We start from the raw sequence: 12,823 nt of genomic DNA, 5'->3' as shown, positions 1-12,823 counted from the left end.
GTTGACAAGATTTCTGAACGTTACGTGTAGACTATCAGCAGATATCGTCACGGATGCGGCACATATTGGTGTTCGCAGCCATGCGATGCCCGCGACAGGCCGACGTGCGGCGCAGACCTGCCAATTCAGGGAATGTTGCGACACAAAGGAGTCTGCAAGCATGTACTGCACGCAATGCGGCCACAAAATCGATGACAATGCTGCCTTCTGTGACCAATGCGGCGCAGCGACTGCGCAGAGTGGTGCTTCGCTGGGTGATGCCGAAACTGTGGCAGCCGACGATTCGACTTCGCTCGCTTCTGTTACGAATGTCGATAATACTGGTGTCGGTGAGATGGATACCGTTGACAGTCATGCCGGCGAGGCTGATGCTGATGGCGGTGATGGTGTCGATGGCGGCAATGGCAGCGTCGATGACAACGCCGGTAGCGGCGTCGACATTGACAGCAGCGACCCCGATGACGATGCTGCTGTCGGTGACGCAACGTCAAGTGAGTCAGCTGAGCCGGTTGTATCAGTCGCGTCGTCTGATTCAGTCGAGGAGCCTCAAGCGGCCGAATCCGCTTGGGAAGCCGAAGCGCCGGCTGAAATGCAGGCGGAAGCACAGCCGAATGGCGCGACTCCACCTGTCAGCGAGATAGATGAGATAGGTGAGGTCGCCGAGGCCGAGGTAGCCGAGGGCGCAGCACCAGCGCCAGCGGCGACTGCAATCTCCGCAACTGTAACCGCTGCACCAGTAACCGCAGCAACCACAGCAGTTTCGCCATCGCGGCGCATTCGCATCATCATCGCGCTAGTAGCCGTGATTGCCGTGGTCGTCGCAGCGCTGTTCGGCACTTATCAGGCCGGTCTGTGGGGCGGAAACGCCATCCCCGATCCGGCGGGCGTATCCGCTGGCGGGAAGTCCGGCTCGTCGGCGAAAGAGGTGTCCAAGGCGCTGAGCCAGCAAGGCTTCACGCCCAAGGTTACGGTGCAGTTCTCCCGCGAGAAGAGCGGCACCTTCCTTGGGTACAAAAACGTTCACGCCGGGCAGCATTATCGCGGCACGACCGTCACCGTGCTCTCGTCGCAAGGCCCCGGCGTCCCGAAGGGCACGACCGGGCAGAGCCTTAGCAAGGCGGCCGCCGCAGTGCAGGATATGGGCGTGCCGGTGGCGTACAAGCAGGTCGTGGTCAACGGCAGCAAGATCAAAGAGGGCACGGTTGTCGCCTCGCAGCCCGCTGACGGTCAGCCGGTGACCGACCCGGCGTCCGGCATCAAGCTCGCCGTCGCCGCGCGGGGAACGGGCGTGAGCTATGACATTATCGGCACCGACAAAAACGCCGCGCAAAGCCAATACGGCAAGCTCGGCTTCGACGTGACCCTGCGCCCCCGCTTCTCCGCGAAGAACATGCTCGGCAAAGTCGTCGATTCCGACCCCGCACCCGGCACCCCCGCGCAAGGCGGTGCGCTCACGCTGTTCTACGGTATCGACGCTTCGGGAATGAAGGATGCGGTGTCTGGACAATATGACCCAGACAGTCTTAATCCTATGACAGCACCGGTGCAGGGACGCTACTGCAATAGCAAGAATGATTGCGTCGACTTTACGAAAAATTCGGATGGCGAGACGAATGGTGTGTCGAGTTCCGAGTATCAGACACCGGATCAGCGCTGGACTTTCGAGGATAATCTGGTGTTTTGTGTTTCGGGACAGCAGAGTGCTTGCCCGAACGATAGCATGATTAACAACTTATTCACAGGCAACACTGGTGCTTTTGAACTGCTGCCGCTTTCCACTCTTACTGGCTTTACATGCGGTGACACGTATAAGTTGGGGCGTGAAGGCGGTAATTGTATCGGTGGCAAGTGGATAACAGAAGGTGCGCCTAGTGATGGCAAGTGGTCGGGAGCACGCTACGATATGGGACCGCTCTACGTCTATTTCCCAGTTGGCGCTGATGTCAATAAAGTTGTCGCTTCGGGATATTTCGACAAGCAATCCGTTGCCGACGCGAAAAAAGGCAAACCGGTGGATACGTCGCGTCCGTTCTTTATTCGTCGTGACAAGACCCTGTATGACTCTTCCAGCATTCCGATTACATCATTAACGACTCCCAATCCGTTCTTGCCGTGGGGCAACGGTTCTTCAATGGAACCAGTAAAGCCTGCCCCTTCGGATGACACGGCATATTATCTTGTCGATTCCGCGTCGGTCGATTGGGACGCGCTGCCCGATGTCAAGAACCCGCCTAAGCCGAAGAATAATGCGGCTGCTGACAGCGCGGCAAAAGTGGTGCTGAAGGCGGCGATGCAGCAGGCCGCGGGGCAGTATGTGTATGACGTGGGCACCATGTGGAAATCAAAGCTGACCGTAAATGGCGATGGCAGTTTCTCAGGACGAGCGATGAGATACAACGCGACAGGTGACGGTGACACCACTCCCGAGCACCCGCAGGGGACGATTAGGGAGAGCCGTTTTACAGGCAGATTCGCTTCGGCAACGAAGAACACGGATGGCTCATACGCCTTGCAGTGCGATGCTGGTGCCTTGCATTTTGAGGGGAAGCCAGGAGATTCCTATGTTGACCAAAACACAGACAAGGGCATGCGAATTCTCACGGTCGATAAGTCGGAAGTCACGACGGGCATTGGTTCGTGTGGGTCGTTTACTTTGTATCCGAAAGGTTTTCCGGTGGCTCAACTCGGTGATTCGATACGGAGTTTTGGTGGTATGAACAACCTTCCCGATGGAAGTGCGCTATCCACTCCGGTGATAGCCGGTTCGGAAGCCAAGAATGGTGAGCTGTTCAATAGCAATGTTGGCGGGGTATTCTTCGCTCCGCAGGATTGAGGTGGCTCATGGCCTGCCTTCAACGGCGAAGCATCAAAACTGAACACCTACAGCGCAAGGTTTAACGATTGTGCAAGGATAAAGGGTAGCTGTATATAAGCTGAGTGTGACGGCAGTATGGCGGAGGGAGCATCAATGGCGAAGGCGTGCGTGTCCTGCGGGACCGAGATGGACGATGATGACCGGTTCTGCGCGAGTTGTGGCACCGAGCAGCCGGAGATTGCGCCGCCCGCTGTTGTTGCCAACGCTGCTGCTGTGACCGCCGTCGCTCCTGCTGCTGCGCCGACGTGCCCGCAATGCGGCACTCCGATTACCGTTGATATGCGCTTCTGCGAATCCTGTGGGGCGCGGCTGAGTGTTGCCGCTTCGCCCGCTGTAGCCGAATCTGCTGGTTCGGCCAATACGGGCATGCCGGTGGGCGCAACGCAGGCCATGCCTATGTTTGCAGCCGCCGGCGCTGGCGCCACTACTGCAGCAGCCGCTCCCGCTGCAACGCAGTTCTCTCTAACGCCCGCCGACAAGAAGAACGGCGAAGTTCCGCCGATGATTCCCGCAGTGGCTCCTCCGGCAATCCCTCCGGCGCTCCCGCCTGCGGCGATTGGCGCTTTTGCCACGTACCCTGGTGGCAGCGGAAGTAATCAGGATGCGAATACGCAGAAGCAAGGCGACGCATCGCGCCGCAGAATCATCGCCGTCGTATGCGCCCTGCTCGTGCTGCTGGCGGTGGGGCTTGGCGTGTGGTGGTTCGCTTTGCGCGGCTCTGGCTCGAATAATGGTGCGAAGCAGAATGCCTCGCAAACGCAGCAGAATGCCACGGCGCAGTCCAACGGCTCGTCGAAGTCACCCAGCACGGCTGCCAAGGCATGCACCAGCGCGCCGGATCTTTCGCTTGAATCGGTGGATCACAGCAATGCCACGCTCATCGTGACTTTCTCTGCGCAGAGCAATTGCGCAAGTAAGAATGCGAAATTCGCCGAGTCAGGAGTCACGGTCACCATCAAGGACGGCGGCGATGTCGTGGCGTCGGCGGTTTATGACTTCTCGCACTCGCCAATATCGTTCAGCGGCGGCACGTCCACGGTCAAGCTGGCCTTCACCACGATGCAGTACTGGCGTCCGTACGACGCGATCAGGACTTCGAACACGGATGTCACCGTCCAGCCGCACGGCACCCCGAACGGCACTGTGGCCCCTTCGGACAGTGGCGCGCTGGGCGGCGCGAACATCGACGACGCGCAGATCGAGAGCAACGCCCAATCCGCGCTCAACTGGCAGCTCGACAACGATGCGGATGCCGCCAACCAGTTCTACTCCACGACGACCACGCAGCTTTCCAGCAAGAAGAAGGATCTGCAGGCGGAAGGCAAGACATGGCAGTATCGCGACATCATGGAGCAGTTCCTGCAGATGCGCATCGCACACCCCAAGGCCATCCTCATCTGGGCTTCGAAATACAGCTACTATACGGCTCGCGGCTTCGACGCCAACTTCTATGTCATCCTTTCCGGCGAATCCTTCGGCTCGGCTGACGAGGCCAAAGGATGGTGCTCCGCCAACGGCCTGACTGCGGACAACTGCATGCCGGTTCAGTTGTCCTAGCGTGTCGTAAGCTCGCGCGGGCATATGTAGGTATGCACAGGCAGCGAAGGGCTGCGCTGATTGCCGCTCCGCCAACCAATCACCCAACCGACTCGCAACTGAACTGCACCAGCCGTCAACGGTACCGGTCTCCTTGACGTCCAACGGGCCGACTTCCCAATGCGCCGGCCTCCAACCGCTTACTCGAAGTCCCAACATGGGGTTATTCTTGTGAGGTTGCGCGTAGCGTCAAGCTGCGTGCTTTGCATACACACTCCTGCTGCGGAACGACCGCAGCCTTTTGTCCAAAGGAGGTGGGTGATGTCTGCACACAAATATGAACTGATGTTCATAGCCGATCCTGAGCTGGATGAGCGCGGTCTGAAGAAGCTGACCGAGCAGTATCTGGAACTTGTCACCAACGAAGGGGGTTCCGTCGAGGATCCCGATTATTGGGGACGCCGCAAGCTTGCCTATGAGATCGATGGCAAGAACGAAGGCAACTACGTCGTGGTGAACTACGCCTGCGAGCCGGCCGTGAGCAATGAGCTCGACCGCGTGCTCAACCTCAACGAGTCTGTCATCCGCACGAAGATCCTGCGCAAGGACACCAAGTAACGCCGAACAACTCGCTGATACGGCGCATAGGCGCTGCATCGTGTGCATTCTGTGCATTCGCAACGATAATGACTGGGAAGAAGGTACGTCATGGCAGGTGAAACAACTCTCACCATCGTGGGCAACCTCACGGCTGACCCCGAGGTGCGTACGATCGGCAGCGGCGCGTCCGTTGCCAACTTCACCATCGCATCCACCCCGCGCACGTTCAACCGCGACACGAACCAGTTCGAGGACGGCCAGGCGCTGTTCATGCGGTGCGCCGCGTGGCGCGAGCTTGCCGATCATGTCGCGTCGAGCCTGTCCAAGGGCATGCGCGTAATCGCGCAGGGCCGCATCAGCCAGCGCTCGTATCAGGCGAACGACGGAACGAATCGCACGGTCGTCGAAATGACGGTCGATGAGATTGGCCCCTCGCTGCGCTACGCCACGGCCCAAGTGACTCGCCAAAGCTCCGGTTCCGGATTCTCCGGCAATCGCGGCGGTTTCGCGGGTGGTAATGGCGGCGGCAACAACGGCGGCGGCAATCGCAATTCCGGCGGCAACGGCGGCAATGGCGGGTATCAGGGCGGTGCCGGCTACTCCGGCGGCTCGGGCTACTCCGGCGGCGCATCCGCTCCGTCGCAGTCCGCGCCCGTGGCCGACCCCTGGGGTTCGCCCGCGCAGTCGAATGGTGGCGGATTCTCGTCCTTCGGCGGGAGTTCGGACTTCGGCGGCGACGGCGACGAGCCGGAGTTCTGAGAGTTCCGACTTCCCCGCTTAGCGTTCGGCGTTCGTGCGTCCACAGATTCGTACGTTCGCGTGTTCACACAAGTTCATAGGCAATCGCATTCATGAAGCACGGTATTGATACGACAGTGTTTACAAAAACAGTGTCGATAAGACACAGCCGCGGCTCACGGATGCAGCTCTCAATAATCAGTTGGTAATAAGGAGACAATCACATGTCACGCAAGAGGCCGCAACCACCGGTCAAACCCATTAAGAAGAAGCCGAACCCACTCAGCGCGGCGAAGATCCACGAGATCGATTACAAGGATGTTGCGCTGCTGCGCAAGTTCGTGTCCGATCGTGGCAAGATCCGCTCTCGCCGCATCACCGGCGTCAACATCCAGCAGCAGCGTCAAATCGCGCAGGCCGTGAAGAACGCCCGCGAGATGGCTTTGCTGCCGTACGCCACTTCCGGTCGCTGATAGGAGAAGAGAACATGGCTGAAACCAAGGTTATTCTCACCAAAACCGTCGCCAACCTCGGTCACTCCGGTGACGTCATCGAGGTGCGCCCCGGCTACGCGCGCAACTACCTGATCCCGCAGGGCCTGGCCTTCGCGTGGAGCAAGGGTGCCGCAGCTCAGATCGAGTCGATGCGCCGTGCGCGTCTGGCCAAGACCGTCGCCACCCGCGAGGATGCCGTCGCCGCCAAGACCGCCATCGAAGGCGTGACCGTTCAGGTCGCCGCCAAGGTGTCGGAATCCGGCAAGCTCTTCGGTGGCGTGTCCGCCGAGAAGATCGCCGCCGCGCTGGCTCCCAAGGCCGCCGTCGATCCCAAGAGCATCGCCGTCGAGACCATCAAGACCACTGGCGAGTTCCCCGCCACCGTGGCCCTTCATCCGGAAATCTCCGCTTCCTTCACCGTCAAGGTCGTCGCGGAGTAGTTTTCGGTTTTCTTTACCGCCTAATGGGCCGCTCGTCTGCTGTATATACATATATGCATGTGCGAGTAGCCCAGCAGGCTCGGGCTTAAGCATACGGTTCGCCGTTCATGCCCTGCGCATGGACGGCGAACTTTTTTATGCCTTTGTGCTTTTTGTATCTTTTGTTTCTTTTGTGTCTGAAGGCGCGTCATGCGCTCGGCACGGTGTGTATCAGCATGGATTATGGGGATTATGCGCGGCTATACGTGGCTGTGCGTGACTGTGCGCGATTGTGCGCGGCGAAAACGGCATCGCTCGTCGCCGCATGATATCGGCTCTTGGCCGGATTGGAGACGCTTCGATGCGAGGATTCCAGCGCTGCTGTAATTGGGGATCATGCGGCTGCGAGCTGTGCGGAGGGTCATGCGGCTGCGAGCAGGAGTCGGCTCGGTGAGCCGCGGATTCCAGGGGGTCGTGCTCAAAGCGATGCGCGCCCCGGAGTTCCGGCTCCGCGTCGTTTCCACGGCGCTCGAATGCGGCGGGCTGATGAAGCGGGTGTCCTTCGCCAGCCCTGATGCGCTGCCGGAGAGTCTGTTCGAGCCTGCCGCCTGGGTCCGGCTGTGGTTCCCGATGGGTTCGGGCCGCGAAGTGCAGCGCGGATATACGATTGCCGGGCATCCCCCGGATCGCAGCCGCGTGGACGTGAGCTTCTACCTGCACCAGACGAGCGGGCCGGCGGCGGCGTGGGCGTTGCATGTGCGCTCGGGCAGCGAACTGGTCGCCACTATGGCCGGCTCGCAGCCTTTCAGCGTTGCCGAAGGCTGCCAAGGCGTTGTCCTAATGGGCGACGAAACGGCTTTTCCGGCGATTAGGGCGATTGTGAGCAGTCTGCCGAATCGTGTTCGCGTCTATGTGATGCTCACGGGAGCGCATGACCTCAGCGGGTTCATCGAAGCTGATGAACGGGTCGAGGTGCGGTACGTGCCGACGGCTAAAGCCTTGCATGCCTTTAGGAAGCTGCAAGAGCAACTGCACATGCTGCATGACTCGCAGCCGGAGGCATGGTTCTGCTGGGCGGCGGGCGAATCCTCGATGATGCGCTCGATTCGCGCGTCGATTCGTGGCGCTCTGCCAAAAGGCGATACGCACGTGCAGGGCTACTGGGCGCAGCGCGCAGTGCTGAGGTTTTGACGCTGTAAGAATCAGCACAGGGTTGGGATGCTGACGCATAGGCGTTGGCCCGCATGTGCTATGTAACCGTGCAATGTACCTGACTTGCGGGGCGGGATCTGCGCCGTGACTTGCAGGGTGTGGCTTGCGGGGGCATGGCGGGGGTCATAACCGGGGCCATGCGAATTAATTAAGCACATTTCGGCGATTGCTAGGCTTCATGCCTGTCGGCGCTTGCATATGGGCGCACAGGAATGGCGGAATTCCGCTAAAACGCTCTGTGCTGACAATGATGTCTACTTTGCGAAGTGCTGAATAAGCGAAAAAACTGCTTAATAAATGTCGGCGACAGGCTGAGACAGGCTAAGGCAGGCTGAGACAGTCAAAAGAGAAGCAAAAGTGACAGTATTGCGCTCATAACTTGTGATAACGAATATCGTTACATATAGTTAAAGGCATGACGATACGGGAACGATATGCCTTCGGGCTTGACGGGAAGCGCTGAATGCCTACGATGCAAAGAGTCACCCGGGCGCGGATGCAGATTGTGAAGCAATTGCAGGAGGACGATACCTTCGCCACCGCGCAGACCGTATATAACCGGCTTTTTGAGAAAGGCCGCCGGGTCGGCATCGCTACGGTGTACCGCAATTTGCAGATCATGGCTCAGGATGGCGAGCTGGATTCCGTCCGGCAGAATGGCGAGGTTTACTACCGTTTGTGTCGCGATCGGCATCACCACCATCACGTCGTGTGCCGGCGCTGCGGGCGGGCCGTCGAGCTTGAGATTCCCGGGCTTGAGCAATGGGTGAACAGCCGGGCGCAATCCTTGGGATTCTCTGACGTTACGCACTCGATTGAGATATTCGGCCTGTGCGCGCGGTGCCGGAAGCTTGAGGATCGCAAGGCAACGGATGATGATGCAAGCCCTGAGCAAGCCGACATTTTAGCGACCCGTCTGGGTCTTGCGCCTCGCAGCGAGCAAACGAAGTGATATCCACTTTCAACAATTAGCCTTGTGCCGATCACGCACGTACCGTTCTAGGTAACGAACAACGGTGCGCGGGCATGCCTGCCTGCAGCATATGATCGATAAGGAATGAACATGGATATCACGCGATATGACGAGCACGCTTATGCAATCGACACCAAGAGCGCCGGCCGGCTCGCGGTGGACACCGAGACGCTGAAGAACTTCGACCCTGAGCAGCATGTGCATGGCACGGCCGCCTGTGGCTGCTGTGGTTGCTGCTTCACCGGCGACTGCTGCAACGATTCCGACTGTGTCAGCGGCAAGGAATGCAACGCCAAGGACTGCGACAAGGCCTGCACCGAGAACAACGAGCACCACGACTGCGCCTTCTGCCACCTCGCCTTCGACACCGACGAGGCCTCGCACGAGGAGATCATCAAGGATCTCGTCGAGCTGAAGGCTGCCCTCGCTGCCTGAGCTTGCTGAGCTGCCTGAGCTGCTACTGTCCTGGCCGCTCCTAGGCGGCTGACTGGAACGAAAGAGCCACTGATCTTCGGGTCAGTGGCTCTTTCGTTCCAGTTGAATGGGATAGTTGGCGGAGAACAGCCGCTGAGTAGCGGTCAGTGAACTATTTCATCCAGTTGCAGGGTCTACTGGGGCAGAAAGCCGCTGGTGGCGTGGCGGTCAGTGGCGGAACAGCCGGGGGATGCCTGCGGCCATGAGTTTGCGGACCAGCGGCATGCGCTGCAATACCTCGGTGTAATCCAGCCTGATGATAGCGGTGACGCCGGCGCGCTTCAGCAGGGCCTCGCGTTCCCGCTCATCGCGCACTACCTCCCTGATCTCTCGATTTCCGGTCATGCTCGGGTCGACATATTTGCGCATGCCGTCATACTCGATCGCGATGAGCCTGCCATCATGCAGACGATACAAGTAATCGACGCGGCACACGGCCTTCGGATCGTCCGGGTCACGAAGCACAACCTGCAATTCGGGAACGGGGAAACCTTCTTCGATAACAGTGCCGCGGCAGAACGATTCCCCGCCATTCTCGCTCGCGGGGCTAGCATGCTTCACCAGCCCACGGATGTGGGCGCAACTCTCACGAAGCCGTTCGCATTCAGTGAGAACGTCTGCAGTCGTTACCAGCCCGGCCCGCAATCCTGAATCAATGAACGGCAGGCCTTCGCGCAAGGAACGCCTCAGCGCGCAATCCACAATCGTGCGCGCCACACTCGTGACCCGCAGCCCTCGGCATTCATGCACGTCGAAGGACGATGCATATATATAGGTAAGTCTGCGATGGGCAGAATGCCGGGAGCTCGTTGAGCTGATAATCGCCACGCTGCCGTCATGCATCGACCAAGGATGGTCAAGGCCCCATATTGCTGCCGCGCTAGGGCCAGCGAAAACCCAGTTCGGATGCCGCAGTGCGAGCGCTCGCACCATATGCATGCATTGCTCGACGGGGTTCAGCGCCTGCCATTCCTTGGGTGCGGCGTACAGCGCCGGATGCGGGCTGACGAGTTCGCCGGTCTTAAGGCGGCGGCGCAACGCCTTCTGCTCGCTTTGGTTTGTGCCAAAGCAGCACCGCTGCTCAAGTCTGGCGCGGTTTAGCAGGTTCTGTACGCCGGGATGCTGTTTCATAGCAATGACCGTAACTGTGTCGCAAGGTACCCCACAACCCATTCCGGCCTATGTGGTCGAAGGCTTGCCGTCCAGTCTCGCTAACTGGCGCAGAATGGCCGCTCCTCCGCGTGTCGGCTGCATGTCGGCGACCGTTCCCTGCAGTTGCCATGGTCAACTGGCGGAGGACGGCCACTGAGTTGCTGTCAGTGGCGCATTTTATCCAGTAGTACGGGCTACTGGCAGAGAACGGACGCTGTCCGACGGTCAGTGGCTGATTTGTGCCAGTTAGATGGAGTACTGGAACAGAACGGTCGCTTCGTGGGCATTGCATATGAGGCATTTTTGGAGCGAAGGATGAGTTTTACCTATTAAATGTGTGTTATATCACATATATTGCTAGTTGATGAAAATGGAAGAGTTGACATGCTCTTTTCCGCAGAATTCCAGCAACGTAATCGATTACGTATGACTGGTATTACAACGAAAATCAGGCATTATGACGAATTGGAAGGATGATGCACCGGGGTTATAGTATGAGTAAAGTTTTAAGGGGGATGCCGCAAGCCCCGGGGAAGCTGCGGCACATGAAAGGTGAGTGACAAATGAGGCATACGTCGCTGAGGTCACGCGCGTTCAGAGCGGTCGTTGCTGCATTCATTGCATTCGCATTATCTGTATTCGGAGTGTTCGCCGCCAGCATCGGGGGGGGGGTCTGTAGGCGAAGCTTCTGCCGCCTCTACGACCTTTAATCCTTTTGTTACTAATGCCCCGGACGGGCAAACTGCGACCTTCGGCGTCTTGGCGCAGGGCAACCTGGTCCTGAACAACAGCCACAACCAATCGGCGATGGCAGCTTTTGGCACCTTCACTAATGCGCATCAAAACAACGGTAACGCAAGAATGGGTTCCGAAGCTGTGCCTACCATCGATGGGGTACCGCTTCGCCTTCTTGCGCAGAAGTTCGCTGGTGGCAATGGGTTATTCGAGGTTACTCAGGATTATGTGAAATTCGGTGATATATCGAATTTGAAGCTAGTTGCTACTGGTCCTGGTGCAGTTCAGATTAACAACTCCTCTGGGAATGCCAACAGAATTAACGTTAATCAGTTGCAGAACGCACAGTTGTCTGATTTCAGTACCAAGCAATCACCTGTCAGTGGTTACTTCACCAAACTGAGTACCAACATTGCGGCCACCAATCAGTGCCTTGCAGGTATGTATAGCCTTCCGGAGGCCAACCAGGTCACTTACGCGTCCTCGTATGGCAACGGGAGCATCCAAGGATTTACCAACGGCAAGGTCAACTACCTGAACTGGTCAAATAGCGTGAGCGGGTCGATAGGCAATATAACCCCGTCTCCGAACAGCCCACTGGTGGTTAGGGTTCCAAGTGGAACTACGACCATCAATGATCCGTTCGCAGGTGTTCTGAATGGTAAGTCTGATCCGTCAGGCCCGTCGACATCGGTCTTGTGGGATCTTTCCCAGGTCACGGGCACAGTAACATTCAACAATTTCCAAGGTGGTGCGATCTATGCACCAAACGCCAACTTGGCGTTGAATATCCAATTTTCAGTGAACTCGCAAATTCTGGGCAAAGACATAACTGTGACATCCAGCTCCGACGGCGAGGAAGTCCATCAGCTGAATTTCCTTCCTAATCTGCCTTGCGGCCAGACCACCCCAACAACCACTCCCGCCACGCAGTCGTTGTCGCTGGCGAAGACGGTGGATGGCAAGACGCCTACGAGTAGCCAGCAGTTCAACTTCGCCCTGACACGACAGTTAGCCCCTAGCGGCGCGGCGGCGTTCACCAGCAAGACCGTGTCGAACAACGGTGGCAGCATTTCCTTCTCGAATATCGAGCAGTACAGCACGGATGGCATCTACGTCTACAAGGTGGTGGAAAACAGCGCGGGCGCGGGCTATGAGACAAACTCGCAGACCTTCTATGCGAAGGTGGCCGTGACCTATACCACGTCTGGCTCGACGACCACGTATGCGGCCGCCGCACCTGTTTGGTACACGGATGCCGCGCTGACGCAGGCGGTGGGCGGCACCCCAACATTCGCCAACGTCACGAAGAAGACGATAGTTCCCGCGACGCAGTCGTTGTCGCTGGCGAAGACGGTGGATGGCAAGACGCCTACGAGTAGCCAACAGTTCAACTTCGCCCTGACACGACAGTTAGCCCCTAGCGGCGCGGCGGCGTTCACCAGCAAGACCGTGTCGAACAACGGTGGCAGCATTTCCTTCCCGAACATCGAGCAGTACAGCACGGATGGCATCTACGTCTACAAGGTGGTGGAAAACAGCGCGGGCGCGGGCTATGAGACAAACTCGCAGACCTTCTATGCGAAGGTGGCCGTGACCTATACCACGTCTGGCT

At 58.4% G+C, this 12,823-nt stretch carries 11 protein-coding genes; 10 read left to right on the top strand and 1 reads right to left on the bottom strand.

Annotated elements, in window-relative coordinates; all coding sequences use genetic code 11:
• Position 1 precedes the first annotated feature (1 nt).
• From DDF78_RS01700 to DDF78_RS01660, 9 genes are all read left to right on the top strand, one after another.
• On the top strand, positions 2-2,833 hold the full coding sequence (locus DDF78_RS01700; RefSeq protein ID WP_152587860.1) for a zinc-ribbon domain-containing protein: 2,832 nt from the start codon (positions 2-4) through the stop codon (positions 2,831-2,833).
• Between the two features lie 135 nt (positions 2,834-2,968).
• Positions 2,969-4,432 (top strand): zinc ribbon domain-containing protein, encoded by a 1,464-nt coding sequence (locus DDF78_RS01695; RefSeq protein ID WP_162000790.1) that lies wholly within the window; start codon positions 2,969-2,971, stop codon positions 4,430-4,432.
• A 300-nt stretch (positions 4,433-4,732) separates the two neighbouring features.
• Positions 4,733-5,029, top strand: coding sequence for a 30S ribosomal protein S6 (gene rpsF, locus DDF78_RS01690; protein WP_152581459.1), 297 nt, complete (start codon positions 4,733-4,735; stop codon positions 5,027-5,029).
• A 90-nt stretch (positions 5,030-5,119) separates the two neighbouring features.
• Positions 5,120-5,770 (top strand): single-stranded DNA-binding protein, encoded by a 651-nt coding sequence (locus tag DDF78_RS01685; RefSeq protein ID WP_152581458.1) that lies wholly within the window; start codon positions 5,120-5,122, stop codon positions 5,768-5,770.
• A 203-nt stretch (positions 5,771-5,973) separates the two neighbouring features.
• A complete protein-coding gene (gene rpsR / locus DDF78_RS01680; protein WP_152581457.1) occupies positions 5,974-6,222 on the top strand; it encodes a 30S ribosomal protein S18 in 249 nt (82 codons plus the stop codon).
• 14 nt (positions 6,223-6,236) lie between these two features.
• Complete coding sequence (gene rplI / locus DDF78_RS01675; RefSeq protein WP_152581456.1) at positions 6,237-6,683, top strand: 50S ribosomal protein L9; 447 nt, start codon at positions 6,237-6,239, stop codon at positions 6,681-6,683.
• A gap of 402 nt (positions 6,684-7,085) precedes the next feature.
• Entirely contained in the window at positions 7,086-7,853 is a 768-nt protein-coding gene (locus tag DDF78_RS01670) for a siderophore-interacting protein (protein ID WP_162000789.1), read from the top strand.
• A gap of 493 nt (positions 7,854-8,346) precedes the next feature.
• Entirely contained in the window at positions 8,347-8,826 is a 480-nt protein-coding gene (locus tag DDF78_RS01665) for a Fur family transcriptional regulator (protein ID WP_162000788.1), read from the top strand.
• Positions 8,827-8,937: 111 nt separating this feature from the next.
• Positions 8,938-9,282, top strand: a complete 345-nt coding sequence (locus tag DDF78_RS01660; RefSeq protein ID WP_152581453.1) for a lectin-C — start codon at positions 8,938-8,940, stop codon at positions 9,280-9,282.
• 207 nt (positions 9,283-9,489) lie between these two features.
• Here DDF78_RS01660 and DDF78_RS01655 read toward each other — a convergent pair whose 3' ends face one another.
• Positions 9,490-10,452, bottom strand: coding sequence for a hypothetical protein (locus DDF78_RS01655; protein WP_152581452.1), 963 nt, complete (start codon positions 10,450-10,452; stop codon positions 9,490-9,492).
• A 780-nt stretch (positions 10,453-11,232) separates the two neighbouring features.
• Here DDF78_RS01655 and DDF78_RS01650 point away from each other — a divergent pair.
• On the top strand, positions 11,233-12,823 hold a 1,591-nt coding region (locus DDF78_RS01650), incomplete at its 3' end, for a Spy0128 family protein (RefSeq protein ID WP_152581451.1).

Source organism: Bifidobacterium tibiigranuli (assembly GCF_009371885.1).
GTDB lineage: Bacteria > Actinomycetota > Actinomycetes > Actinomycetales > Bifidobacteriaceae > Bifidobacterium > Bifidobacterium tibiigranuli.
This window is presented reverse-complemented; position numbering and strand designations above follow the sequence as displayed.